The 26,111-nt window shown below is 59.8% G+C and carries 25 protein-coding genes; 14 read left to right on the forward strand and 11 right to left on the reverse strand.

Features of this window, described 5'->3' with window-relative positions; all coding sequences use genetic code 11:
- Window positions 1-7: 7 nt before the first annotated feature.
- Genes ACNAZS_RS18600 through ACNAZS_RS18620 form a run of 5 tightly spaced genes read left to right on the forward strand, consistent with a single transcriptional unit; the run spans window position 8 to window position 5,725 of the window.
- Window positions 8-784 (forward strand): enoyl-CoA hydratase/isomerase family protein, encoded by a 777-nt coding sequence (locus ACNAZS_RS18600; protein ID WP_415791983.1) that lies wholly within the window; start codon window positions 8-10, stop codon window positions 782-784.
- 22 nt (window positions 785-806) lie between these two features.
- On the forward strand, window positions 807-1,994 hold the full coding sequence (locus ACNAZS_RS18605; RefSeq protein WP_415791984.1) for an acyl-CoA dehydrogenase family protein: 1,188 nt from the start codon (window positions 807-809) through the stop codon (window positions 1,992-1,994).
- 13 nt (window positions 1,995-2,007) lie between these two features.
- Window positions 2,008-3,195: an iron-containing alcohol dehydrogenase gene (locus tag ACNAZS_RS18610; protein WP_415791985.1), complete on the forward strand. Its 1,188-nt coding sequence runs from the start codon at window positions 2,008-2,010 to the stop codon at window positions 3,193-3,195.
- 3 nt (window positions 3,196-3,198) lie between these two features.
- A complete protein-coding gene (locus tag ACNAZS_RS18615) occupies window positions 3,199-4,362 on the forward strand; it encodes a PrpF domain-containing protein (protein ID WP_415791986.1) in 1,164 nt (387 codons plus the stop codon).
- Complete coding sequence (locus ACNAZS_RS18620; RefSeq protein ID WP_415791987.1) at window positions 4,355-5,725, forward strand: MmgE/PrpD family protein; 1,371 nt, start codon at window positions 4,355-4,357, stop codon at window positions 5,723-5,725. Before ACNAZS_RS18615 ends, ACNAZS_RS18620 begins: the two co-directional genes overlap by 8 nt.
- A gap of 50 nt (window positions 5,726-5,775) precedes the next feature.
- On the opposite strand, the gene ACNAZS_RS18625 is transcribed toward ACNAZS_RS18620, so the two are convergent.
- Window positions 5,776-6,171: a Zn-ribbon domain-containing OB-fold protein gene (locus tag ACNAZS_RS18625; RefSeq protein WP_415791988.1), complete on the reverse strand. Its 396-nt coding sequence runs from the start codon at window positions 6,169-6,171 to the stop codon at window positions 5,776-5,778.
- A 14-nt stretch (window positions 6,172-6,185) separates the two neighbouring features.
- Complete coding sequence (locus tag ACNAZS_RS18630) at window positions 6,186-7,361, reverse strand: thiolase family protein (RefSeq protein ID WP_415791989.1); 1,176 nt, start codon at window positions 7,359-7,361, stop codon at window positions 6,186-6,188.
- Window positions 7,362-7,474: 113 nt separating this feature from the next.
- Here ACNAZS_RS18630 and ACNAZS_RS18635 point away from each other — a divergent pair, with 113 nt between their 5' ends.
- From ACNAZS_RS18635 to ACNAZS_RS18660, 6 genes are all read left to right on the forward strand, one after another.
- Window positions 7,475-8,293 carry an IclR family transcriptional regulator gene (locus tag ACNAZS_RS18635; RefSeq protein WP_415791990.1) on the forward strand — a complete coding sequence of 273 codons (819 nt, stop codon included), beginning with the start codon at window positions 7,475-7,477 and terminating at the stop codon, window positions 8,291-8,293.
- Window positions 8,294-8,350: 57 nt separating this feature from the next.
- The gene (locus tag ACNAZS_RS18640) at window positions 8,351-8,737 is read left to right on the forward strand and encodes a RidA family protein (protein ID WP_415791991.1); all 387 of its coding nucleotides are present in this window, start codon (window positions 8,351-8,353) and stop codon (window positions 8,735-8,737) included.
- 164 nt (window positions 8,738-8,901) lie between these two features.
- Window positions 8,902-9,471, forward strand: a complete 570-nt coding sequence (locus ACNAZS_RS18645) for a hypothetical protein (protein WP_415791992.1) — start codon at window positions 8,902-8,904, stop codon at window positions 9,469-9,471.
- Between the two features lie 106 nt (window positions 9,472-9,577).
- On the forward strand, window positions 9,578-10,090 hold the full coding sequence (locus ACNAZS_RS18650; protein WP_415791993.1) for a (2Fe-2S)-binding protein: 513 nt from the start codon (window positions 9,578-9,580) through the stop codon (window positions 10,088-10,090).
- A 4-nt stretch (window positions 10,091-10,094) separates the two neighbouring features.
- Window positions 10,095-11,090 carry an FAD binding domain-containing protein gene (locus ACNAZS_RS18655; RefSeq protein ID WP_415791994.1) on the forward strand — a complete coding sequence of 332 codons (996 nt, stop codon included), beginning with the start codon at window positions 10,095-10,097 and terminating at the stop codon, window positions 11,088-11,090.
- Between the two features lie 13 nt (window positions 11,091-11,103).
- Window positions 11,104-13,305, forward strand: coding sequence for a xanthine dehydrogenase family protein molybdopterin-binding subunit (locus tag ACNAZS_RS18660; RefSeq protein WP_415791995.1), 2,202 nt, complete (start codon window positions 11,104-11,106; stop codon window positions 13,303-13,305).
- On the opposite strand, the gene ACNAZS_RS18665 is transcribed toward ACNAZS_RS18660, so the two are convergent.
- Window positions 13,306-14,541, reverse strand: a complete 1,236-nt coding sequence (locus ACNAZS_RS18665; RefSeq protein ID WP_415791996.1) for an MFS transporter — start codon at window positions 14,539-14,541, stop codon at window positions 13,306-13,308.
- Complete coding sequence (locus tag ACNAZS_RS18670; RefSeq protein ID WP_415791997.1) at window positions 14,538-15,983, reverse strand: amidase; 1,446 nt, start codon at window positions 15,981-15,983, stop codon at window positions 14,538-14,540. The genes ACNAZS_RS18665 and ACNAZS_RS18670 overlap by 4 nt, the downstream gene beginning before the upstream one ends.
- A gap of 27 nt (window positions 15,984-16,010) precedes the next feature.
- On the opposite strand from ACNAZS_RS18670, the gene ACNAZS_RS18675 reads away from it, so the two are divergent.
- Window positions 16,011-16,715 carry a CGNR zinc finger domain-containing protein gene (locus ACNAZS_RS18675; protein WP_415791998.1) on the forward strand — a complete coding sequence of 235 codons (705 nt, stop codon included), beginning with the start codon at window positions 16,011-16,013 and terminating at the stop codon, window positions 16,713-16,715.
- 107 nt (window positions 16,716-16,822) lie between these two features.
- Here ACNAZS_RS18675 and ACNAZS_RS18680 read toward each other — a convergent pair whose 3' ends face one another.
- The 4 genes from ACNAZS_RS18680 to ACNAZS_RS18695 all read right to left on the reverse strand — a co-directional run bounded on the left by ACNAZS_RS18680 (window position 16,823) and on the right by ACNAZS_RS18695 (window position 21,983).
- A complete protein-coding gene (locus ACNAZS_RS18680) occupies window positions 16,823-18,856 on the reverse strand; it encodes a TRAP transporter permease (RefSeq protein ID WP_415791999.1) in 2,034 nt (677 codons plus the stop codon).
- Between the two features lie 107 nt (window positions 18,857-18,963).
- Window positions 18,964-19,926, reverse strand: coding sequence for a TAXI family TRAP transporter solute-binding subunit (locus ACNAZS_RS18685; RefSeq protein WP_415792000.1), 963 nt, complete (start codon window positions 19,924-19,926; stop codon window positions 18,964-18,966).
- A gap of 172 nt (window positions 19,927-20,098) precedes the next feature.
- Window positions 20,099-21,004: an amidohydrolase family protein gene (locus ACNAZS_RS18690; protein WP_415792001.1), complete on the reverse strand. Its 906-nt coding sequence runs from the start codon at window positions 21,002-21,004 to the stop codon at window positions 20,099-20,101.
- Between the two features lie 13 nt (window positions 21,005-21,017).
- Window positions 21,018-21,983: a Bug family tripartite tricarboxylate transporter substrate binding protein gene (locus tag ACNAZS_RS18695; RefSeq protein ID WP_415792002.1), complete on the reverse strand. Its 966-nt coding sequence runs from the start codon at window positions 21,981-21,983 to the stop codon at window positions 21,018-21,020.
- Between ACNAZS_RS18695 and ACNAZS_RS18700 the strand changes: the two genes are divergently transcribed.
- Window positions 21,967-22,212 carry a hypothetical protein gene (locus tag ACNAZS_RS18700; RefSeq protein WP_415792003.1) on the forward strand — a complete coding sequence of 82 codons (246 nt, stop codon included), beginning with the start codon at window positions 21,967-21,969 and terminating at the stop codon, window positions 22,210-22,212. The genes ACNAZS_RS18695 and ACNAZS_RS18700 overlap by 17 nt on opposite strands.
- Here the strand turns inward: ACNAZS_RS18700 and ACNAZS_RS18705 are convergent.
- The 3 genes from ACNAZS_RS18705 to ACNAZS_RS18715 all read right to left on the reverse strand — a co-directional run bounded on the left by ACNAZS_RS18705 (window position 22,199) and on the right by ACNAZS_RS18715 (window position 25,015).
- The gene (locus tag ACNAZS_RS18705) at window positions 22,199-23,155 is read right to left on the reverse strand and encodes a tripartite tricarboxylate transporter substrate binding protein (protein WP_415792004.1); all 957 of its coding nucleotides are present in this window, start codon (window positions 23,153-23,155) and stop codon (window positions 22,199-22,201) included. The two genes, ACNAZS_RS18700 and ACNAZS_RS18705, sit on opposite strands and share 14 nt — an antisense overlap.
- A gap of 71 nt (window positions 23,156-23,226) precedes the next feature.
- The gene (locus ACNAZS_RS18710) at window positions 23,227-24,060 is read right to left on the reverse strand and encodes an amidohydrolase family protein (RefSeq protein WP_415792005.1); all 834 of its coding nucleotides are present in this window, start codon (window positions 24,058-24,060) and stop codon (window positions 23,227-23,229) included.
- Complete coding sequence (locus ACNAZS_RS18715; protein ID WP_415792006.1) at window positions 24,053-25,015, reverse strand: isocitrate lyase/PEP mutase family protein; 963 nt, start codon at window positions 25,013-25,015, stop codon at window positions 24,053-24,055. The genes ACNAZS_RS18710 and ACNAZS_RS18715 overlap by 8 nt, the downstream gene beginning before the upstream one ends.
- A gap of 138 nt (window positions 25,016-25,153) precedes the next feature.
- Between ACNAZS_RS18715 and ACNAZS_RS18720 the strand changes: the two genes are divergently transcribed.
- Window positions 25,154-26,092, forward strand: coding sequence for a LysR family transcriptional regulator (locus tag ACNAZS_RS18720; RefSeq protein ID WP_415792007.1), 939 nt, complete (start codon window positions 25,154-25,156; stop codon window positions 26,090-26,092).
- Window positions 26,093-26,111: the final 19 nt, after the last annotated feature.

The raw sequence follows: 26,111 nt of genomic DNA on the forward strand, positions 1-26,111 counted from the left end.
AGAAGACATGCCCTTGAACATTACGGTGGTTGACCACGTCGCCACCCTGACACTGAATCGCCCGGAAGCGATGAACAGTATTGACCCGGAGATGCGCGCCGAATTGCATGCCGCCTGGATCCGTATCAACGAAGACGACGCCATTCGGGTAGCAGTATTGACCGGCGCTGGCGACAAGGCTTTCTGCACAGGCTCTGATCTGAAGAAGACCATGCCTCCCAAGGAAAGTTTTGCCGAACTGACGTTTGGGCGATCACATTCCGACCACTTGCTGGAAGGGCTGAATACCGACAAGCCTCTGATCTGCGCCATCAACGGCTACGCCATGGGTGGCGGCATGGAGATTGCGCTAGCGTGCGACATCCGACTCGCCTCGGAGAACGCCGTGTTCGCGCTATCCGAAGTACGGATTGGCAGCATCCCGGGCGCGGGAGGCACGCAACGGCTGCCGCGCGCGATAGGCACATCCGATGCCATGCTGATGCTGCTGACGGGCGACCGCGTGGACGCGAACGAAGCGTTGCGCATTGGTCTGGTAAGCAAGGTGCTGCCGCGCGACGAGTTGCTGCCGGCCGCCCTGACGATTGCACAGCGCATTGCCCAGAACGCCCCCCTATCGGTCCGCGCCATCAAGCGGCTGGTGTACAGCGGCAAGGACATGCCGCTGCCCGCCGCACTGGACAGCGAGCGCCTCGCCTTTGGACTGCTACGCGACACAGAAGATCGAATCGAAGGCCGCCGTGCCTTTCAGGAAAAACGGAAACCCGCCTACCAGGGCCGGTGACCCAGAGTCATCAGGAGAGAATATGGATTTCGAATTACCCGAAACTTCGCGGATGGTGCGCGACACTGTGGCGCGTTTCACCACTGACGAACTGATACCGCACGAGGCGCTGATCATCCGCCGCGAAGCCGAGCGCGGCTATACCGACACGCCGCTCATCCCGCCTGAACTCGAGGCCACACTGCAGGCCAAAGCCAAAGAAATCGGCCTGTGGGGCATCGACGTACCCGAAGAGTTTGGCGGACAGAACTTGGGGATGCTGACGAAATGCCTGGTCGTCGAGCAACTGAAGCACAGCATTGTCCCTTTCGTTCTACCGCCAGAAAGCCCGAACCTCTTCATGCTCAAGGAGCTGTGCAAAGGCGATCAGATCGACCGATATCTGTTGCCCTACTCGCGAGGCGAGAAGAAAAGCTGTCTGGCGCTCTCTGAACCTGGTGCTGGCTCAGACGCCGCCGCCATAACGACTCGTGCCGAGCGCAAGAACGGAAAATGGGTGCTCAACGGCACAAAGCTGTGGATCAGCAACGCACGCCGCGCGGATTTCATGATCGTCATGGCCGTGACGGATCCTGCCGCCGACAAGCGCTCCGCCTTTACCGCATTCCTGGTGGACAACGGCACACCCGGGCTCAGCGTTCCCACGTCGTTTCCGATGATCGGTGAATATCATCCCTATGAAGTCGTGCTGAACAACGTGGAGTTGGACGATAGCCAGGTGCTGGGCGCGGTGGGTGGTGGATTCGGACCGCTGTCGCAGCGCCTGGGTGTACGTCGACTCGAAATTGCGTCGCGCTGCCTGGGATTGGCCACGCGCTGTCTGCAGATGATGATCGAACAGGCCAACACACGAAAGACCTTTGGCGCACCGCTGGCGGACCGTCAAGCCGTACAGTGGTGGATCGCCGACTCTTATCAAGAATTGGAAATGGTGCGTCTGCTCGTCTACCAGATGGCCTGGAAAATGGATCAGGACCGCACCGACGTGCGCCTGGACGGCTCCATGGTGAAAGTACAGGGCACGGAAATGATCACGCGCGTCGTCGACCGCGCCATGCAACTCTTTGGCGGCATGGGCGTATCCAAGGAATTGCCCTTGGAGTACATCTCCCGCATGTGCCGCGTCATGCGCATCGTGGAAGGTCCCAGCGAGGTACATCGCTGGGTGGTCGCCCGAGAGTTGCTGCGCGGCGGATTACCGACAAACTGAACGAGAGGCAGCCATGACTCGGTTCCTCGCCATATCTTCCGCCGTCCGCATCCACGCTGGAGACAACGCGCTCGCCAGCCTGCCGCGCGAAGTGGCGCGACTGAACGCACGCCACGTCTTCGTGCTGTGCGGCAATAGCGTCGCCACGCGCACGCCGTTGTTGTCGCGCATTCAAGCGCTATTGGGTGATCGATACGCCGGCGCCTACACGCAACTACGCAAAGATGCTCCGCTGGAAGATGTACAGCAAGCCGCGGCGGTCGCCCGCTCGGGGCACGCAGACCTGCTCGTGGCAGTGGGCGCGGGCAGTGTGCTGAAGGCCACGCGCGTCGTGGCCATGGCGCTGGGCGAAGACAGACCGTTAATGGAGCTGGCGACGCGCTACGTCGACGGTCAGCCGCCATATAGCCCCAGGCTATTGCGCCCCAAACCCCCTGTTTTCAACGTGCTGACGGCGGCCACCTCGGCACAGCATCGCGGCGGTGCCGCGCTGCGCCGCGACGACGGCGGTCCGCGTCTGGAGTTTTTCGATCCCAAGACCCGACCATCGGCCATTTTCTGGGATTCAGATGCCCTGTTAACCGCGCCCACAAGCCTGGCGCTATCCACCGGACTGGGTGTCTATTGGCGCGCGCTGATGAACATCGGCGCTCTGCGCCAAGCTAACCCCCTGGTGCAGTCGTCACGGCTGCACGCCTACACCCTGTCACGAACAGCGTTACACCGCATGCTCGACCCAGGAGATGCGCAAGCTCGTCTGGACATGTGCGCCGCGGCACTATTGCAAAATCGCGACGAAGACGATGGGGGCAGACCGTTCGATGCCCACTGGATCGCCCGTTCGGTCTATGCGCTGGCCGCGGCCCTCTTTAACCGCGTACCGCAACTGGACCAAGGTGCGACGCAGGCACTGCTCACCGCACCCGCCATCCGGCATTTCGGGAACCTGTGTCCCGACGCTATCGAGCAGATGGGCGTCGCCCTGGGACTACCCGCCACCGCGGCCGCACCCGAGCAAGTCGCTCAGGCGGTACGGGCACACTTCCTTTCTCTGGGTGTCCCTCACAAACTGACCAACGTATCACCCACCGATCGCGAACACGCGCTGAACGCGTCGTTATACAACTTCAACGCCGATCGCGCACGCGAACTGGCGGGTCACCACGACCGTCTGCGCGCCATCTTGACGGAGGCAGCGTAAGCCATGAACACGAGCACTACTTCTATTCCGTTCTCTCTGTTTCGCGGCGGCACCAGCAAAGGCGTTTTCATGCCCAGCGATCGCTTTCCCGCAGACCGTACGGCCCTCGTACCCATGCTGCTGGAGATCTTCGGCAGCCCGGACCCTCGCCAGATAGACGGCATGGGCGGCGGCGATAAGTTGACCAGCAAGGCGGCCCTCATGGGTACCCCGACCGTGCCAAACGCGGATATCGACTACCTGTTCGCACAGGTAGGAATCCGCCACGCCGAGGTCGATTTCAATCTCAATTGCGGCAACCTGACCGCCGCGGCCGCCGCTTATGCCGTCCGTGAAGGATATGTCCAGGCGCATGGTGATGTGGCCACCGTACGCATCCACAACGTCAACACGAAACGCATCATCGTGGCCAAAGTCCCGCTGCGTGACGGCGCCGTGCTGGAAACAGGAACCTTGATGATCGGCGGGGTACCGGGCACGGGCGCCGCGATAGATCTGGATTTTCACCTGGCGACAGGCGCCATCACGGGCGCCCTGCTGCCGCTTGGAGAGGCAACCAGCCGCATTGAGGTTCCAGGCCACGGCCCGCTGAACGTCTCGGTCGTGGATGGCCCCAATCTGATCGTGCTTGTCTGCGCGGAAGATCTGGGCATGACGGGTGTCGAAACGCCTGACGACATCGATAACAATGCCCAATTGAGCGGCGTCATGCAGCGTGTACGCGAAGCCGTAGCCGTGCGCACGGGACTATCCGACTACTGGTACAGTCGCGCCGCGCCATCGACACCGATGCTCGTTGCGGTACAGTCGCCTCGTGCCTATCGGGCCTATACGACCGGAGAACAGATCGAGGCCAACGATGTGGACCTGATCTGCCGACAGTACTCGACCTCCGCGACCAGCAAAGCATTGGCCGCCACCGTATCCGCCGCGGTGGGCATGGCATGTCGCATTCCCGGCACATTGGCCGCACAGCATGTCCGGCCCGACCAGACCGGTCCGATTCGCTTGGGTCATCCGAGCGGGACGATCAGCGTCGACGCCGCCGCACAGCAAGATGGTGCGACGACACGCATCATTACCGCCACCATTGAACGCACCGCTCGCTTGCTGGCGCGCGGCGAACTGTTTCTGAAGAATCCTCCTCTGCGGAGCCCTCATGGTTGAACCTACCGCACTTACCGCCTCGCAACGTATCGCCCGGTTCTCGCGAGTCTTTGATCCGCGTGTGCTACAAGCGGAACTACGGCGCCAAGTCGGCCGGGCGCTGATTGACACCGCGGGCATCGCCCTGGCGGGACACGGCGAGCCCGCCTCCCTGGCGATACGGCGCTATACCGGCGGGCGTCGCGACACGAGGTCGTTTGCGACAGCTTGGGGCCTGGGCGCGGCCAGGTCCGCCGAAGACGCCGCTTTGTATAACGGCGTCGCCGGGCACGTACTGGACTATGACGACGTCAACAGTCCGCTTCGGGGCCATCCCAGCATCGCGCTGCTACCACCCCTAGTGGCACTGGCAGAGGCCCGAGACCTGGATGGCATTCAGTTGGCGAGCGCGTATGCCATGGGATTCGAAGTGATGGTACGACTGGCTCGCGCCATGGTTCACGACCACTATGCCAAAGGTTGGCACGCTACCACGACGCTAGGCACAATCGGCGCATCCGTCGCGTGCTGCCATCTGTTGCGCTTATCCGAGGCACAAACCGTCAACGCCATCGGTCTTGCTGTCGCACAGGCGTCCGGTACGCGCGGCAACTTCGGTACCATGGCCAAGTCATTTCAGACAGGACATTGCGGTGCCAGCGCCATACGCGCAGCCCTCCTGGCAGAGCTAGACGTCGACGGCGCCATTGATGCCCTGGACGGCCCCGAGGGCTTTACGTCACTGTATGGCCATGGCGAAGACTTGAACGAGGCTATGGACAGCTTGGGCGTGGATACGCTGGAGCTGGAACGCAGCGGCATCGAAATCAAAAAATACCCAATGTGCTACGCCGCCCATCGGTCCATCGACGGCATGCTTGCACTGCGCGACACACATGGTCTGCACGCCGACGCCGTGACAGCCGTCCACGTACGTGCGAACCGGCGCGCAACGGTTCCGTTGATCCACGATCATCCGAAAACAGGTCTGGAAGGCAAATTCAGCATGCAGTACGCCATGGCTGCCGCGCTACTGGATGGTCACGTACGCCTATCCAGCTTCACCGACGATGCCGTGCAACGACCCGCCGCGCAGGCTCTGATGCAAAAGATCCGCTGCACCGAAGACGACGGCCCTGAAACCCCTCGCTGGAATACACTGGCGGTGACGCTTGTATCAGGCGACGTATTGCACAAAGAAATCCGAGCACTGCGCGGCTCGGCCGACTGTCCATTGGATGACGAAGAACTTCGTGAAAAATGGCGGGATTGCCTGAGCCATGCCGGTGCCGCCGATCATGGCGATGCGTTTTTTGCATCGGCCTTGGCGTTGCAGCAGACCTCGGTGCGAGAGTTGATGAGCAAACTGCCGATCGTAGCCTGATCGACGCGCATGGCGGATAGGCGTGCGACACCATCGCACGCCCTTTTTTTCTATCGATCCAGCGTGAACTTCGGAACCTGATAACCATCGGGATGCTCCGCATACATCATGCGTACCGGCGCATCCAGCGCGATGTCCGCGAGCTCGGCATGATCCATGTAAGACACCATGATGGGGCCCTCTTCCAATTGCACGGCAACCACCAGATGAGGTGCGGGGTAGGCGGGCAAGTACTGACGATGAAACACGGTCCAGGAAACGATCTTGGCTTTACCCGAGATCGGCGTCCACGCATAGTCCATGCTAAGGCTGACCGGGCATATCGGGCCGGGCGGATAACGGAACTCTCCGGACTCTGGGCAACGTTGCAGCTTCATCTTGCCTTCGGCAATGCTTTCCCACATCGGTGCATCGTACGGGGAATACAGACGGGGCGTCTTGCTCATGGTCGTGGTCCTCCTCAGCGTCCATAGATGATGGACATGGCCTTGCCGGCGACATCCGAAACGTATTGCACATAGCGACAGTCCGGTACCTGTCGTTTTCCCAGCCCGCCGCGCGCCTGGCGCACCGCCTCAATCTGATGGCTCCAGCCCTGCATATAGGACTCGGACAGATGGCCGCCGTGCGTGTTCACTGGCAACTTTCCGCCCACGCCAATGCCATTCTCGGCGATGAATTTTCCCGCCTCGCCGCAACGGCAATAACCGAACCCTTCTAACGCAAAGAGAATATGCGGGCTGAAACTGTCGTACACCATCAACGCGTCAATATCCTTGGGACCAATACCGGCGGCAGCAAACACCTGCTCCGCCGCGCGCTGTTGCGCCGGCAGATAGAAGTCGACCAACCGCGGACCCAAACTGGTCGCATGATGATTCAAATCGCTGCGGCCCAGGCCATGGATTTTGACCGCTTTGTTCGACAGACGCTTCGCGCGGCTGGCTTCCATGATGATGAGCGCCACGCCGCCATCGTTTATCAAACAATAGTCGTTCATACGCAGCGGTTCGGCGATGTACTTGACCGCGAGATAATCCTCCATGCTCAACGGTTTGTTCTGCATGATGGCGTTGGGATTGATATTGGCCCATTGGCGTTGGCCAACTGCCACCTGCCCGAGGTCCTTGTCCGTGACGCCGTGCAACGCCTTGTAGCGCTGAAACATCAATGCGTAGAGCGCGCCTTGTGACGTCAGCCCCCAGGGGCTGTGATAGACATATGACAGGAATGCTCCGCCACCCATTGCCTCGGGACCGCCGTATTGCACAGCGGCCGAGCGCTGATCGTTGCCATACACCAGCGCCACGACTTCCGCCATGCCGGACTTGATCGCCATGACGGCCTGAAATACCGCTTGCACCGCATCGGCCTGGCCTCCCCAGCGCGGATCGATATTCAATATTTCGCCCATCCGTTCGTACGCCGTCGTCGGCCCTACGATCAAGCCGTCGACATCGTCGCGGCTCAGACCTGCATCTTCCAGCGCCCTTTTGAATGCCAGCGCGGCATACCCGTAGGAATCATGTGGCTTCTCGCCGGCACGTACACGCCGGTAATCCTCCACCCAGTCAGTGTGGCCGATTCCGACCACAGCAGAAATCTGAGATGTGTCAGTGTCCAAGGTAGCAGTCACCTGTTCGATCTCCCTAAATGTGGACTATTTGTCACAACGAATTTGAATTAACCCCCATTATCCGCAGATAATCGGGACTTACCCACCCCTAACCGTCCACATCGTGAGAGTTCATGCATAACAACGCCAATGCTGAAGAAAGTCGTAGCGGCACGCAGATGGTGCAGCGTTGCGCGACGCTGCTCAAACTGATCACCGCGGACAATCGCAAAGGCCTGAGGTTGGTCGAGCTCTATCAACGGTCAGGACTGACTCGACCAACGACCCATAGAATTCTGCAGGCGCTTGTCTCTGAACGACTCATCAGCCAGGACGAGAAATCAAAGAAATATCATCTCGGATCGTTGGCCTATGAGATGGGCTTGGCCGCTGCCATGTCCTTTGACTTGCGCGACGTTTGCCAACCCTTTCTGGAACACATCGCCGTCGCAACGGGCGACACCGCTTTTCTGACGATCCGCTCAGGATTCGATGGCGTCTGCGCGGGGCGTGCCGAAGGCGCCTATCCGATCAAGGCATTCGTATTAGATGTGGGCCGACATCGTCCGCTAAACATCGGCGGCGGCGCCGTTGCATTTCTCAGTGGCCTGCAGGACGACGAGATCGAACGCATTTATCTGGCCAACAGCAAGCGCATCGCCCGCGACTACCCAGGGTTTGACTTGAAGACCATGTGGGAGCGCATCGAACACGTACGCACAAAAGGGTATTTCATCGACGAAGTCCTGGAGATTCAGGATATTCGCGCATTGGCACTGCCCATTTTTGGTCCGCACGGCATCCCGGTGGGCGGCCTGAGTATCTCAGCGCTAAAGAAGCGATTGTCCGGAAACTTCCTTCGAGAAAAGCTGCAGGTGCTGACCGATGCATCCCGAGCAATCGAGGCCAAGCTACGAAACGAAGACAGAGACGAACCTCAAAGCCAGATGTAGACTTAAACCTCTGACCGCGAGCAAATACTGCAAGCCACGAATCAAGGAGCACATCAAATGACAGATATTGAACGCAAAGATTCCAACCAGCGGATGAGCCGCGTCGTGATCCACGGTGATACGGTGTACTTGGCGGGCATCACATCGTCAGCGGCAGGAGGGATCGCCGAGCAAACCCGCGACGTACTGAAGAAAATCGAAGACTATCTGCTCAAGGGCCGTTCGGACAAATCCCGTCTGTTGTCCGCGCAGATCTGGCTGAAGGATATTGAGCGCGACTTCGCTGGCATGAACGCCGTCTGGGAGGAGTGGCTGCCCGCGAACGCGATGCCTACGAGAGCGACCTGCGAAGCGAAGTTGGCAGCACCCGAGCTGTTGGTAGAGATTATCGTGACTGCCGCGCAGCGTCCCAAGTACGCCGGGGGCCCGGTTTCCAACAACTGATTTCGTCTTCGCCTCGATCTGCTGCTATCCAGCGCTAACGGCTTGGCGGCCGTTGGTGTGCTGATGTTGTTGCGAACGTAATCAGCGCAGCGGAACGAGATTTGCTGGTCACTGCGGCTCCGGCTTTAGGCCGGTTCAATCCATATTGAAACAAGGAGAGCCGCATGACTACCCCCCAATCCCCTCTCACGGAAGGTTGGCCCAGCGAATCGCGCGAGGCTGCCCAACTGGTCATTGACCAGTATGGCGATCCCGATGAAATCACCGATACTCAGCTGACATGGTTCAAACCCGGACCGTGGAAGCGTATCGTGGCGTCCAGGGCCTTTTATACGCACAATTTTCCGGCGCCCCACAACGACTCGGTCGAGTCGTTCATCGATTATCTCGTCCCTCCTGATAAGTTCACGGCATTGGCACAATTCGATGGTAGCGTTATCGTCGAACGGACAGTGGGTGAAGTCTCAGCCCGCTGCCATGATGAACAAGCTAATTTCCTGGCCTTGAACCTGATGCACGATATCGTCACCAATGCCAAATCGGTTGACGAAGCGCGTGCCTACTACGCCAAGGAATTTGCCGACTATCGCCGCAAGAAGCCCACGCCCTATATGGAAAAATTGCATTTCAATACCCAACAAGGTGACACCGCCGACCCGGATACGCGCCTATTGTCAGACGAAGACCTGAAACAGGCCCGGCAAGAAGGGGACCACGCAGGCAACCGTCGCTAGCACTCTCCAGCTCCGCGGGCATGGCGTTTGCTGCTCGCTTCGTTTGCTGCCGTCTTCGTTCTCACCTACTTTTCCGGCCATTTTTTTCTGCAGACAGGAACTGTTCATGCCCCATCCTTCTGAAGATACGTCCTGTAGGATCTCCAAGCCAGACGGCGGCGTACCCACTACGCTACGCGTCAACGGCCACCGCCATGTCCTGACACTGGACCCCCGTGCCACGTTGCTGGATACGCTGCGCGACACCCTGCACCTGACTGGCACCAAGAAGGGCTGTGATCACGGTCAATGTGGGGCCTGTACGGTGCATGTGGACAGCCGGCGTGTCAACGCATGTCTGGTGCTGGCCGTGGCCGCGCACGACTGCGACGTCACGACCATCGAAGGGCTGGGCAGCCCCGAGGCCCTGCACCCGCTGCAAGCCGCGTTTGTGGAGCACGACGGCTATCAGTGCGGCTACTGCACCGCCGGCCAGATCATGTCGGCGGCCGCCCTACTGCACGAACCCTGTGGCGACAGCGACGACGAGGTGCGCGAATTGATGAGCGGCAATATTTGCCGATGCGGCGCCTATGGCAACATCATCGCCGCCATCCAGGACGTACGCGGAAAAAGGTAAAGGCATGCAAACCTATCACTACGCACGCGCCGCCACGCTTGAAGAAGCAGTACGTCTGGCCACACCGACCGATCCCCACGAACAGGTACGATTTTTAGCTGGCGGCACCACCCTGGTCGACTTGATGAAGCTCGATATCGAAACGCCCTCTCACGTCGTCGATATCAACCATCTGGGCCTGGACCAAATCGAGGTCTCGCCGGACGGCCGCACACACATTGGCGCACTGGTACGCAATGCCGATCTGGCGCGCCATGAGCGCATCGCAGCACAGTATCCTGTGCTGGCGCAGGCGCTGCTGGCCGGCGCATCGGCGCAACTGCGCAACATGGCCACCACCAGCGGCAACCTGTTGCAGCGCACGCGCTGTGTTTACTTTCGTGACCGTGCCACTCGCTGCAACAAGCGCAACCCCGGCAGCGGCTGCGACGCCATTGGCGGCCACAACCGCAATCTGGCTATCCTGGGCACTAGCGAGCATTGCATCGCCAGCAATCCGTCGGACATGAATGTGGCGCTGATGGCATTGGATGCCACGGTGCATGTGCAAGGCAGCGACGGCGCCCGAGACATCGCACTGCGCGACTTTTACTTGCTACCCGGCGATACGCCCCATCGCGAGACTGTGCTGCGGACGGGTGAATTGATCACCCATGTGAGCCTGCCGCCCATAGCGCCCGGCACACGCTCCCTGTATACGAAATTGCGCGATCGAGCTTCATACGAGTTCGCACTGGCGTCGGCCGCAGTGGTGCTGCAGACTCGCGACGGCCATATCGTATCGGCCGGCGTTGCCCTGGGCGGAGTCGGTACGCGGCCCTGGCACTGCCCGCACGCCGAACAAGTGTTGATCGGCCAAGCCGCCAGCGCGGGGCTCTATCGGCAAGCCGCGCAAACCGCATTGCAGGACGCCATTGCACAAAGCGAGAACGGCTTCAAGATTGAACTGGCGCGCCGCTGTCTGGTCCACACCCTGTCCACCACGCTGCCGCCCCAATAAGAGGAAGCGCACCATGGCCCAATCCCCGCTTGCCCATCCTGACGCAATCGGCCAGCCCTATACGCGTATCGACGGTCCTGCAAAAGTCAGCGGCACGGCGCGCTATACCGCGGACTTCATGCTGCCTGATATGCTGCATGCGGTACCCGTATGCGCCACCATTGCCCATGGACGCATCACCCAGCTGGAGACTGAGGTTGCTGAAACCATGCCCGGCGTGCATATCGTATTGCACCAAGGCAATCGCCCTGCGTTATACCGCGCTGCCAGCGGTTCGATTGACGAAGCACGACCACCGCTGGACGACAACATCATCCGCTACTACGGCCAGTATGTGGCGCTTGTCGTGGCTGATACGTTCGAACAGGCTCAGGCCGCGGCCCATGCGGTACAAGTCAGCTATGACAGCCAGACGCCTGATGTTTCGCCGCTAGCCGACGAGGACACACCCAATATTGAAAGCGAGCGGGGCGACGCAGCGGCCGCTCACGCCAGTGCGCCGGTGACGATCGACGCCGTCTACACCACGCCGGTCGAAACCCATAACTCGATGGAGCTGCACGCTTGCGTAGCGACTTATGACGGGCAGGCCTATACGCTGTATGAGACCTCGCAAGGCGTGGTCAATCATCGTGATGTCGCCGCCCAGATGTTGGGGACCGGCAAAGAGAACGTACGCGTCATCTCGCATTATTTAGGATCGGGTTTCGGCGGCAAGTTATGGATTTGGCCGCATTCGCTATTGGCAGCTGTCGCCTCGCGCCTGCTGAGCCGTCCCGTGAAACTGGTGATCAGCCGCGCGATGACCTTTCACAGCGCGGGGCACCGTCCGTACACCCGACAACGCCTGCTCCTGGGCGCCACGCAGGATGGCAAACTGATGTCACTGCAGCACCACTACCTGAGCCAGGTATCTATGCTGGACAAATATCGCGAACGCTGCGGCGAAGCCACGCCACGCATGTACAGCACGCCGAATTTAAAAGTGACTTGGGCAATGCCGCGGCGCCATGTCGGCGCACCGACGTCCATGCGCGGCCCCGGCGCGGTGCCCGGCATGTACGCGTTGGAATCCGCCATGGACGAATTGGCCATCGCACTACAGATCGATCCTGTTGAGCTCCGCCTGCGCAACGAGCCCGAGCACGACGAGGGCAACGGACTGCCCTTTTCGTCGCGCCACCTGCGCGAATGCCTGCAGCAAGGGGCCGAACGATTCGGATGGCAAAAACGCCTGCCAGGCGTGGGCGAGATGCGTCGGGGCGATGAGGTGCTAGGCTGGGGCGTCGCCGCGTGCTCGTGGCTAGGGCTGCGCATGCCCACCGATGCCAGAGTCTCTCTGCATGCGGACGGCTCGGCTCACTTGATGTGCGCCACGCAGGATATCGGCACGGGCACCTACACGATTTTGGCGCAGTTAGTCAGTGCCGAAACAGGTATCGCGCTGGACCGCATCCAGGTCAGCCTGGGCGATACACAGCTGCCCGCGGGCCCGGTGTCGGGCGGGTCGGCCGCCACCGCGTCCATTGCGCCCGCCGCGCTGGAGGCCACCCGCAACGCCGTTCAGGCTGCCTGCCAGCTAGCGGTGAGCGGGCAAGGCCCATACCGCGGCAGATCGGCCAAGGAACTGACCGTGCAAGCCGGCCGCATTCGCGCGGCCGATGACAGCGTTGACGCGGGCGTGCCGCTGGTTGAGGTGTTAGCCGCGGCCAACGTGTCCCACGTATCGGGCGACGGCCACGGCGGCAGCGGCCGGGCGCTAAAAAAGCAGTATTCGATCAACTCGTATGGCGCGCATTTCGTCGAAGTCGTCTGGCATGCGGCCACCGCGCGGCTGAGGGTGTCGCGCGTGGTCACGGTGATCGACGGCGGGCGCATTCTGAACCCGCGCACCGGCCGCAGCCAGATAGAAGGCGCCATCATCATGGGCGTGGGAATGGCCATGCTGGAGCAAACGCACTACGACAGCCGCTCGGGGGCACCGGTAAACAGCAATCTGGCCGACTACATCGTCGCCACCCATGCCGATGCGCCGCGGCTGGACGTGAACTTCCTGGACTATCCCGACTACATCTGGAATGAAGTCGGCGCGCGCGGTATCGGCGAAATCGGCCTGGCGGGCATCGCCGCCGCCATTACCAATGCAGTCTATCATGCCACCGGCGTGCGCGTGCGCGATCTGCCGGTACGCATCGAAGATCTGCTACATGCGTAGTCAAGCCACGGCCGTCACCGGCATCCGCATCACGAATGCCGCGATGATCAACGCACAAACATTTGCGCCAACGCTGGCAATGATAGGAATCGTATAGCTATGGCTCACGTCAAAGGCGAATCCGGCAACGCTGGGACCGATTAGCGTTCCAACGGCCACACTGGTGTAGAGAATCCCGATGATGCCGCTGGCATTTCGTCCGCCGAAATAGTCCACCATGACAGCCGGAAGAATGGCCACCCACCCGCCATAGAACACGCCAAACAGCAGCGCAAACACGGCAAGCGTCCAGATGTTGGTCGCGACGGCCCAGATCGTCAGGGCGAGCGCCATGCCGGAAAATGTGATCAGAAGAAATGGCTGTCGCCCGATGCGATCGGCGATGCCCCCCAGGAAGAAACGCCCTGCCGTGCTGCCCGCGCCGATCGCACCCAGCAGAAGCACGGCCGCGGATTGCGCGATTCCATGATCCAGGGCATAAGGCACGAGATGAACGAACGGCACGAAAACGCCGAACGAACTGATCAGGCAAGCGATATATAGGCCGACAAACTGCGGCGACCTCACCGCGTCGCGGACAGATAGCCCTGAACGATTGGGTGTGGGTGCGTCCATATGCCGACTGTCACCATCTGGCGCGAGCCCCTGTGTGTAGGGATCATCCTTGATAAGCAGGGACGCGCCTATGCCGAACATCGCGGCCAGCCCTCCCAGGATGAAATACGCCTGCCGCCACCCTAGTGTATCGATCAGAAGCGAAGCCACCGGCGGCATCACCAATGTTCCCACCCCTATTCCGCTGACCGCCAGGCCCGATGCCAGCCCGCGACGCCGCACGAACCATCGCTGCACGACGCCCACGGCGGGGACGTAGGCGCAACCCACCCCCAGCCCTACCCCAAAGGTATACGCGGCATAAACTTCGCCGAGCGTACGCGCCATGCCTGCCAAGACCAGCCCCAGCGCAATCAACGCCATGCCAAGAATCGCCAATCGACGCGCGCCCCAACGATCAGCAAGCGGACCGCTGATAGCGCCCAAGCTGAAATAGAGGAATCCCGCCAATGAGAAGACAAGCGACACCGCCCCCCTCGAAGCGTTGAATTCCCTCTGCAGGGATTCGACGAAGGCACTGAAAGTATAGGCACTGCCGAAACCGACGAAGGTAATCGCGAACACTGCCGCAACGATGAACCATCCTTGAAAGGCCCGATGTCGAAATGAGGGCGGGCTCATGTCAGTCCACCCGGATGGCGACGATGCCAGGATGTCGCGCCCTGAAACGCCACACCTGCGCGAAGCAACATTGATTCACCCAAGTCGGCGGCGACAAGCTGAAAAGCAATCGGCAGACCCTGTTGGCTGACGCCTCCCGGCAATGTGATGGTCGGGCTGCCCGTCATATCGAACGGGCAGGTAAATCGCTGCAGTTGCGCAATGAGGTCGGGCTGTTCTCCCAAAATGCGAACCGCGTCAAGCGTCAACGGCGGGAATGGTTGAACTGGGGTAAGCAGCAGCTCAACACCCGAGAACAGGCGTGCCACGCGACGCCGGAATTCGTTGCGCCGTTGCTGTATCGCCTGATATTCGCTCTCTGATAAAGCGCGTCCAGCCTCGACAACAGAAGACAAAATCGGCCCATAGTCCTGCTTATGCGCTAGATACGTCGCCTCATGCACCACGGCTGCCTCCGCCGCGCATTGGGGAGTCCAATCGGCCACAGCCTCAGTGACATCAGGAAACCGCAGTTGAACAATCTCGGCGCCGAGTCTGCGAAACACTTCCACAGTTTCGGATAGCACAGATTGCGTTGCCGGATCGACGTCGTCACGGTTCCAGGCAACATCCATACCGATACGCACACCCTTTACACCTAGTCGGGCATCAGCCACGTAATCGCATACCGGATCAACCCGGCTACTCGGATCGCTTGGGTCAGGCCCGGCTATCGCGGCCATGATCACTGCGGCGTCCGCCGCACAGCGCGTCATCGGCCCTACGTGGTCCAGGCTGGGCGCAAGTGCAAACATCCCGTGACGGCTAACGCGCCCCCAGGTCGGCTTGAGCCCGGTCAGGCCGGTGGCCGCACATGGCCAGCGGATCGAGCCGCCCGTGTCCGAACCGAGCGCGCCAAAGCACATGCCCGCCGCCGTCGCGACGCCGGGTCCGCTGGACGAAACTCCCGGCCAGTACTGTGCACCCCATGGATTCACGGGCGGTATTATCGAAGGATGATGATCGGAATAAGCCCCCTCCGTCATCTGCAATTTGCCCAGCAACACCGCACCGGCCTCCTTCAAGCGTCGAACCACGGTGGCGTCTTCCGTCGGTCGATAGTCCTTATGTACTGCCATCCCGCCAGCAGTCGGAACCCCTTGGGTCCAAAATAGATCTTTGACGGCAAGAGGGACACCATGCAGCGGACCGCGATAGTGGCCTGCCGAGATCTCCGCTTCGGCGAGGCGGGCCTGCGCCATGGCGGAATCCGCCATGACCAGCGCATAGCTGTGCAGGGCACCATCCAACGCGGCGATGCGTTCGAGCTGGGCTTGAGTCACGGCGACCGGTGAAATGTCACCCGTCCGGATGCCCGATGCCAATTCGACAAGATCAAGGTAATGCCACTCGCCGCCAGCCGGATTTCTCAGGTCTTTGGGCACGACGGGAAATCGAATCAAGGGAAATCCTCTGCACGGGTAATGGGTTTGAACGACAACGCGTCAAACGACGCGCCTGGGGCCAACAACAAACACGAGCAAATTCTATTTACTGGTGTCATAGAAGTCAACCAGCAAAAGTGCTATGCTAGTGTCACAATGCATTTGTCCGAAAAATTTTCCGTCCCCGACGATATCGCGCTGCTCTACGATTTCGTCAACTCGCTCGACCTTCGGCGCTACGTCGAAGGGGGGCAGGTTCACGTCCCAGATGACGAATTGGACAGCGCGGCCAAGCTCCAGGCTTGGCTGAGAAACCGAGGCGCCATAGCCAAGAAGGCGACATTAAGTGCACAGGACCTGGGGCGGGCCTTGGCACTTCGCGACGCGTTGCGATCATTCTTGCAACTTGCGCCAGCCGAACGAGCAGCCGATGCGGCAATTGCCGCACAGATCAACGCGGCGGCGGCACATTTCCCCATGACGTTAGCGATGGGGAAAGCAGGTGCCATCACCCTGCAGTCCGGATCACTCACAGGGGGCTTGAGCCGCGTCCTGGCTGAGTTTTATCAGCTATCCGTGACAGATCGACTGGATCGTATGAAGATGTGTGCATCCGACGAATGCAGCTGGATTTTTTATGATCGATCCAAACCCGGAAATCGCCGTTGGTGCTCGTCGACGCTATGCGGAAACCGGGAAAAAATTCGCGTCTATCGCAACCGACAAAAGCAAGGTTATACAGGTGATTGATCGCAGTTGAGACTCGTCGCCGGCTTACGCCACCCGACAAGTGATCGCCAATACATCAGCCGCGCTCGGCGCGGGGCCTGCGAACGATTGGGACGAGAAGACCCAAGTCAAACCACAGCCGGAGGCGACGTACGACCTCGCCACCAGTGGCAGAGCAGGGCAATCAGCACTAGGCCAAAACCAATCAGATCGGCTACCCCACCCGGATACACCAACACGAATCCGGCGATGCAGAACAGAACACGCTCGAACATCGTGGCGCGTACCAGCAGCCACCCCTGAAAGCCGACGGCCAGCGAGAAAATGCCCGCGGCCGCTGTTACCGTCACTGCTGCGATCGACCACCAGTTCGCTGCTGCGAGCGCCTCGGTCGACCCCATCAGCAGCAGCCCTTGACCGGAGGGCTCAAGCACAAAAATGAACGGCACCAGGAATGCCGGTATCGTGTATTTCCAACACTGCATGGTGGTCTTGTAGGGATCGCCGCCCGTAATCGCCGACGCCGCGAACGGCGACAATGCCGTGGGCGGCGATACTTCCGAGAGCACCGCGTAGTAGAAAATGAACATATGTGCGGCGAAATCGGGTACGTCCAACTTGATCAGCGCGGGCGCGGCAATCACGGCGCAGATAATGTACGAGGCCGTTACCGGGACCGCCAGACCGATCACCCATACGACCAACGCCGTATAGATGGCGGTCAGCAACAGCGAGCCACCCGCGTAGTCGATGACGATGCTGCTGAATTTCAGGCCCAGGCCCGTCAGCGTCACCACGCCCACAATAATGCCGGCGCCAGCGCAGGTCGTGCCCACACCCAACATGCCCGTCGATCCCGCTTTCAGCGCCTGGATCAACGGCGACTGGAAAAAATGCTTCGATATCGAGCCCTTGCCGCGAAACAAGTCATAAGAAATCATCGCCGTGTCGCGACGCAAGAAGCTAGTCAGGAACGACACGACCGTGGCCCAGAACACCGACAAGACGGGTGAAAATCCCCACATCATGAATGCGACGATAGATATCAGCGACAGGAAATGAAACCAGTAATGCCTGGTCAGATTCCACACCGTGTCTACCTTCTGGAAGATCACGTTGCCCATGCCGTACTTGCGTACGTCTATCTCGACCATCAGGAATAGCGCAATATAAAAAAGAGAAGTCGGGATGATCGCCATCAGCAGCACATCCAGATACGAGATCTTCAGAAACTCGGCAATGATGAAGGCCGCGGCCCCCATGACGGGTGGCGAAATGATCGCGCCCAGGCCTCCCGCCGCCAGCAGTCCCCCCGCGGCGTTGCGTTCGTAACCCACTTTGGCGAGCATCGGCCACGCCACCGTGCCTAGCGTGACGGTCGTGGCGACGCCCGAGCCAGATGGCCCCCCCAGCAGGAATGACGCCAACACCACCGTACGCCCCGCGCCAGCGGGCTTGCCACCCATAGCCGAGAACGAAAAATCGATATAGAACTTGCCCGCCCCCGATTGCTGCAGAAACGCCCCAAAGATCGTGAACAGAATAATGAGTGACGACGACACGTCCACCGCTACGCCGTATATACCTTCCAGCGTCATGTACATGAAACCGACAATACGATCGATGCCATAACCCCTGTGCGTCCATGGCGGCGGTAGATATTCCCCAAGTATCGCGTACGCCAGAAAGCAGATCGAGATAAAGGGCAATATCCATCCGATCGTGCGGCGCATGCCCTCGAGCACCATCAAGATCAACGCCACGCCAAACACGACATCCCACGGATTAGGACTGGTATTACGATCAGTAAAATCGTCGCCGCCAACGATCAGATATACCGCCACCGCGATCGCCAGCAACGCCACTATCCAGTCCCACCACATGATGCGGTGCCGAAATCGCTTGCTGACGGGGAACATCAGAAAGGACAGGGACATCACGAATGCCACGTGGATGGGACGCAACGTCTGCGTCGGCACGATGGCATAGGCGGCGTACATATGGAACAACGACATGATGACCGCCGCGGTAGCCAGGAATATGCCCAGCCAGCCGCCCAGGTGATTAGCAGCGCCCTCTTCCTGTTCGATGTATTCCTCGACTTTGCGCAAGGCCTCATCGCTGACGGTGGCCGTAGAAGTCGGTTCCACAGATACATTCATGCTGACATTCCCCTGGATGGAGTTCGGCCTCTGTGTGCCTTGGCGTTATCGTTGCGCGAGCCATGTAAAAGCCCCAACCGCGTGGGTTGGGGCGAGGAAGAACCAGCTCAATTGATCTTGACGCCCTTCTCGGCGAAGTACTTGATGGCGCCCGGATGGAACGGAATCGGCGAGGCCGCCGCCTTCTGGTTCTCGAGCTTGAATTCAGCCGTGTCCTTGTGCACGGCGATCAGATCGTCGCGGCTGTCGAAGATGGTCTTGACGATGTTGTACGCCGTCTCATCGCTCATCTTCTCGTTGGCGACCAGGATATTCATGACCGTCGCCTGTTTGTTGTCCTGCTCCATGCCGCGGTAGGTGGATTTTGGAATCGTGTCTTCGATATACAGATCCCCGTACTTCTTGTTCATCGCCCCGACAAGATCCGCGTTGTCGATCATTTTGATTTTTGTCCCCGGCGTATTGGCGAGGTCCGTTACCGCGGCCGTCGGCAAACCACCCACCCAGAAGAAGGCATCGATCTTGTTGTCCTTCACGGCACTCACCGACTCGGCGACACCCAGCCGTTCGCGGTCAACGTCTTTGTCCTTATCCAATCCGGCCGCCTCCAGCATGCGAAAAGCCATGACTTCGGTCGCGCTGCCGGGCGAACCCGTGGAAATGCGCTTGCCTTTCAGGTCGGCGATCTTTTCGATGCCGCGTCCATCTACCGTGACCACGTGCATGCGGTTCGGATAAAGAATCATCAGGGTGCGCAGCGGCACCTTGTTGTCCTTGAATTTATTTTCACCCTTGTAGGCATCCTGCGCGGCATCGGACATCGTCAGTCCGATATAAGAATCATCGCCGTCGATCAGTTTCAGGTTATCCACCGACCCGCCAGTCACCTCGGCAGTGGCCTCCATGCCGGGCACTTTCTTGGACAGCATTGATGCAATACCACCGCCGATCGGGTAATAGACCCCGCCGGTGCCGCCCGTGGCGATCGAGATATTCTCGGCCACAGCCGCTTGAAAAAACCCTACACACAAACACAGCAGGAATGCGAAACGTCGTATTGAAGTATTCATCTTGTCTCCTGGAAACGCTTTTTTAATGTTGCGCTGCGACTGCGACTGCGAAACACATTTTCAATGCGATAAGACTGATGCTACGTGTGCCTAGCTACGGGTGTAACCCGCGAACAAAGGCACGTCAATTAGAGTTTCCTGCTAGTGCTTGTGCGAAAATCCGACACTCGACTCAGCCGTCAAATCCGTATAGCTGCGCCGGATTAGTTACCAAGATACGTTCACGTGTGGCGGCGTCCGGCACCCAATCGCAGAAAAGATCGATCAAGTGGCCATCGTCCGGCACGGTACTGGGCGCGAACAAAGCGGGATGCGGCCAGTTGGTCCCGAACACCAGGCGGTCCGCCCGTGTCTTTACCAAAGCCCGCACAATCGGCGCCATGTCACCGTAGTCCGGCTCTCCCTGTGATGAACGACGATACCAGCTCGATATCTTCGTCCAGCAATCATCGCGTTCGCGCAGAATGCGCAGCATCACCTGAAAGCCCGGGTTGTCGACGCCCTGACTTCCACGCAGTGCGCCCATATGGTCGAACACCAGCGGTACCGGCGTGCGCAGCAGCGTATCCTCGAGCGGCACCAATTCATCGATGTTGGCCACATGTACCTGTACATGCCAACCATACGGTCGAATCCGATCAGCCATTGCGTCCAGCCCCTGCGTACCACCATAGCCTTTGACATGAGTGGAAAGACGCACCCCGCGCATGCCGCCGTCATGCAGCCGGCTCAGTTCAGCCGCCGACACATCGGCGGCCAGGCCGGCGACGCCGCGCGCCCGATGCTGGCCCAATGCCGCGATCACATCAAGCGTCAAGGAATTGTCGGTGCCATAGACACTGGCGCTCACTTGTACGGTGCGCTGGATCCCCACCTGTTCGCACATCTCCGAATACTGCCGCAATGTGGCAGGCGCAGGCGTATAGGACCGTTCTTCGATCAGCGGATAACGAGCCAGGTCCTGATAGACGTGACAGTGGCAATCAGTGGCGTTGGCCGGCAAGGCCCAGCGCGGTCTCGATGCCTGCGTCAGCGGCGGCAAGCACAGCGGGGCGGAGGTCGCGTCGTGGTTTTTCATTGTTGATTGGCCTTTAATCCATGGGCTTGATGCCCGCTTCCTTGATCACGCCATCCCATTTAGCAGTTTCGTCGCGCAGCACCTTATCGAAATCAGCGCCCGTGCCGATCAGCACATCGGAGCCGAGCTCGCGGAACTGGTTCTGCACGTCAGGCAGGCGCAACACTTCTTGTACGGCGGCGTTGACCTTTGCAATGATGTCCTCGGATGTCCCCGCGGGAAACAACAGGCCGGTGGTGGTGCTGGCCTCGAAGCCCGGCAAGCCGGACTCGGCCAGCGTCGGCAGTTCAGGCATAACGCTGGAGCGCTTGTCCGTGGTCGCCCCCAGGGCGCGCAGCTTGCCCGCCTGGATCTGGCTCAACGTTGACGCCAATTGATCGAATGTCAGATCCACGTGCCCGCCCAATAGGTCTGCTACCGCCAGGCTGCTGCCTTTGTATGGTACATGCAGGAACTCGGTGCCGCTGAGCTTCTGAAACAGTTCGCCCGTCAGATGAGCGGCGGTCCCCACGCCCGCGGAGGCGAACGTCAACTTGCCAGGGCGAGCCTTGGCATACTCAATGAATTCGGCCAGCGTCTTCACAGGTAACGTGGGGCTAACCACCAATACCAATGGCGCGCGAGTCAGCGGCGCCGCCGCGGCGAAGTCCTCAGTCGGCTGTAGTTTCGTCTTGGGATGCAGCGAACGAACCGGTGCCAACGCCCCCGTTGAGCCCAGCAGCATGGTATAGCCGTCGGGTGATGAGCGCGCGACGAATTCCGATCCCACCGTGCCGCCAGCGCCCGCGCGGTTCTCTACGATGACCGTTTGACCCAGGCGTTCGGCCAGGCCACCGGAAATAATGCGCGCGGTCGCGTCGATATTACCGCCTGGCGAGAACGGCACGATCAGGCGAATCGGCTTGTCGGGATACTGCGCCTGCGCGGCAACACTCGCGCAACAGGCCAGCATGGCAAAAAATTTGAACCACGGCTTCATGGTTGTCTCCTGTCTGTGTATAGAAATAATTAACTCCCGCGCCGGCGCGTTGCCGGACGAGAGCTACGTTTCCCGCAGTATAGGGACACCCTTTCATCTAGAAAAGCGACGTTATTTGACCAGCTTGATAAGAAATTTTGATGAAAAAGAAGCCTTCCACAACAAAGACAAAGCGCCGCAATTGGCCAGCTTTGTGACCGGTTGCGGCGCCTTGATCATTGTTTTTTAAGTCCGAGCGATTTAACCAAATCGCCAAGTTCCGCGTATTCCTTACGGATGTGCTGAGAAAATGCCTCGCGACGCAAGATCTTCTTTTCCACGCCGGCTGTTTCAAAGAACCGGGTCATTTCCGGTGTGTTTGCGGCCTGTTCGAACGCGTCGGCGATACGCTCGACCTCCGCATCGGGCGTACCGGCAGGCACGATGAGACCGTGCCAGAGCAGCGTCTCTTTCTCGGGGATACCGAGTTCGGTCAACGTTGTGGCGCGTGGCAGCGCCTTGACGGGATCGGCGCCGGTAGCAAGCAAGCACTTGATGTCGCCTTTCTTTGCCAACCCAGCGGCTGGAGGCACGGAGCCCACATAGACGTCGACCACCTTACCTAGCAGGGCTGGCATGATTTCGCCCGCGCCCCGATACGGGATGTCGCGCGCCTTGACGCCAAACGCCTGGAACACGCGCTCGGCGGCAAGCTGGCCTGGGCCGGCCACACCATCAGTGCCAAAGGTGTAGTGCTCCGGCTTTGATTTCAGCGTGTCGAGAAGCTCTTTGCCCGTATTGGCCGGAAACTCATTACGAACGCACATGACGTAGGGGGCAGCATCGAGCTGAATGACAGGAATATAGTCATCCAGGCCGTAAGTTGCGTCGACCGTGTGCGGTGCGACAGTGATAGGTCCCATCCACACACCCGCCATCGTCCGGCCATCAGGCTTGGCGCGCGCAAGCTGGCCGACCCCGATCGTGCCGCCCGCGCCGCCGGCATTTTGCACCACCAGTGTTGCGCCCAGATGCGGTTCGGCGTAGCGTGCAATCGCACGGAAAAGAGCGTCGGTCCCGCCCCCGGGAGAGGCCGGAATAATCATGTTGATGACATCGCTGGCCACCGATACGTTGGCCAGCCCGAATAGTGCTGCAAGTAGTGTTGCGCCAAGAAGCTTATGCTTTCTCATAATGGTGTCTCCTAACCGGCGTGGTGATTACTAAGACGATGGATTAACGAACCCGACCCGGGCTCGTCTTGCTACGACCCGAATCCGAACGCTTCGTGTGCGTTTTTTGTCAGGATACGGTTCCGTATTGCCTCATCCGGCACACATTCGAAAAGTGATTCGATGCACTGCGGATACGTGATCTTGTCCTCGTGACCGACCCAGGGCCAATCCGTTGCCCATAACGCGCGCTCACCGTTCGATTGCTGAATGATCTTGGCGGCCAGGGCAGGTGCCTCACTGCCCCGCAAGCGAAAGGGCGCGGATAGCTTGACCCAGGTATTGCCTGCCTCAAGCGCATCGAGCAACGCCAGAAAGCCCTCGCTTCGAATACCGTCGCTGCCGCCCGGGTTACCAAAGTGATCAATGACAGCACGCGCGCCACTTGCATTGATCGCCGCCAGGACCGGCGGCAGATGCTCGCCCTCGAGAAACACCTCGATGTGCAGCCCCAGGTTCTTTGCCTTGCCCAACAAGCCCTGGTATTCGTTGGAATGGATATTCGGGATCGCTTGGCGTTTGACCCAATTCAGCCGGATACCGCACACCCCCTCGCTCTGTAAGTCGGCAAGTGCGTCCTCACTGATATCGGGTTGCACCGTCACGGTGCCGCGTAGCCTGCCTGCAGACAAGCGCAGCGCGTCGAGCAGCACCTCGTTATTGGGTCCGAAAAAACTGGGCGCCGTGAGCAGCCCGTATGTCACGCCATGGGCAGTCAGCGTGCTCAGATAATCCTCGACGCTCGCCTCGCGAGCGGGCTGTGAATGTCGATCGCTTATCAACGGTAGACCCATCTTGATGACGTGCGCATGGCAGTCGACGGACCCCAGGGGCAGTATGCGAGACGTGGCGTGCGTATTACTCATGCCCAGCGCCCGATGTCGTGGCACGGAGGGCGCCGATCGCCTCACTGCCATATTTCGCGGCCTTTTGTGCACCGGTCAGAAACCGTTCCTCTAGATCCTTGATGGCCGCCATGCCCATGATGTCGTTGAGCTCTTCGAAGCTCACCGCGGCGTCGGGGCGATCTTCAGGCTTTCCACTCGTCAACGATTGCCCCAGGATCTCAATGCCTTTTTTCATACCGGCCAATGCGCAGGCCGTCAGCAAGCGCGGGTAAATCACAACGGCCACACCCAAATCCTGCAACTGTGTTGCCGACAAAAGCGGCGTCGTCGAACGCTGACGAATACCAAAACCCATGTTCACGCATAGCGGTTTGGGAACATTGGCTGCAACCGTGCGGATTTGCTCGGCGTCGAGCAGCGCGTCTGCGAATAAGAGATCAGCCCCGGCCTCTGCGTAGGCATTCAGGCGTTGAATCACCTCATCTAGGCCGTGAGTGGCCAGCGTATCCGTGCGCGACTTGATAACAAAATCCTTGTCGATACGCGCATCGCACGCGGCGCGCAGCTTCTGCACCATCTCGTCCTGAGGGATGACTTCTTTACCGCGCATATGACCGCAGCGCTTGGGCCAAACCTGATCTTCGAGCATGATGCCGGCGGCGCCCGCGCGCTCGAAAGCACTCACGGTGTGATACACGTTGACCGCGTTGCCATAACCCGTATCCGCGTCAGCCAGTAGCGCAAGATTTGAGCATGCCGCTATGCTGCGTACCGCCGCGACGTTCTCTTCCATGCCCATGATGCCCACATCGACTTGGCCAAGACGCGTTTCGCTCACGCCGCTGCCCGTCACAAAGGCGCTCGTGTAGCCCATGTGCTCGACCAGGCGCGTACTGAATCCATCAAAAACACCGAGTTGCACCAGTATTTCCGGCGCGTAGATTGCGTCCCGGAGTCGTTTTGTCTTTGTCATCGGTCTCTCCATAGTGCCGGATCTACTGCGCATTTCGATCCAGAGAAATCCGTGTATCCAGCGTCATGGCGCTATCCTAGCAACGCGCCAATCATTAAACTAATTAAACTTTTACGGCCAATTGCATAGGAAAAACTGATGCGTCGATATTCCCTGGCTCAGATTGAAGCGCTTACGGCCATTGCGAAGCTTGGCTCGTTCCAGGCGGCGGCGCGGCAGATGAACGTCACTCAGCCGACAGTCTCCCTGCGCGTGCGCGAGCTTGAGGAGGCGCTTGGCACCAAACTGTTCGAGCGAGACGGACGTGCGGCCAAGCTGAACGCCGAAGGCGCGGTCGCCGTGCACTACGCCGACGAAGTACTCAAGCTGCTGGATGAACTGGAGACTCGATTACGCACCGGCGACCCGCTGCAGGGGACGCTTCGGGTCGGCTCGTCGGAAACCGTCGCCATCGCCGTACTGCCCAAAATCGTCTCGCTGTTAGGAGAGCGTTATCCGCGCCTGAAGGTCGAGCTAACAGTAGGTAATAGCTTCGTTCTGCTCGATGCGCTGGGGGCCAATCAGCTGGATCTGGCCATCCTGGCCGATCCGGGCCATCTGGCCAACACCCAGGTTGAGCCGCTGGCGCTCGCACCGGTCGCCTGGATGAGCAGCCGAGCCATGCCGCTACCCACTCAGTTTGCCGATCCGCAGTCCTTATCGCAATCCACCATTCTTTGCGTGCCCGCCCCCTCGCCACTACACGAGCGGATGACCAACTGGTGGGAAAAAGAGGGCGGGCCAACGCTCAGGGTCAGCACTTGCAATAGTCTGGCGATGCTCGCCCGATTGGTGGCCGCGGGTGTGGGCATCGGCGTGCTGCCCACCTGCATTTTGCGCAATGAAATCCAGCGAGGCGCCATCGTGAGTTACCGTCAACAGACGCCCTTCAGGCCGCTCCAGATCTGCGCGGCTTACCGTACCTCTTCCTACTCCGAAGGACTTGAGGCGCTGGTAAGTATTGCGAGGCGCGTCATGCTGGATTCGCGGTATTTTGCGCCGCTGACAACCGCTATGGTTGCATCAGGTATCACTTGAAGCAATGGATAGAGCCGCA

The sequence above is a fragment of the Bordetella tumulicola genome (assembly GCF_965138755.1).
In the GTDB taxonomy this organism is placed as follows: domain Bacteria; phylum Pseudomonadota; class Gammaproteobacteria; order Burkholderiales; family Burkholderiaceae_B; genus Bordetella_A; species Bordetella_A tumulicola.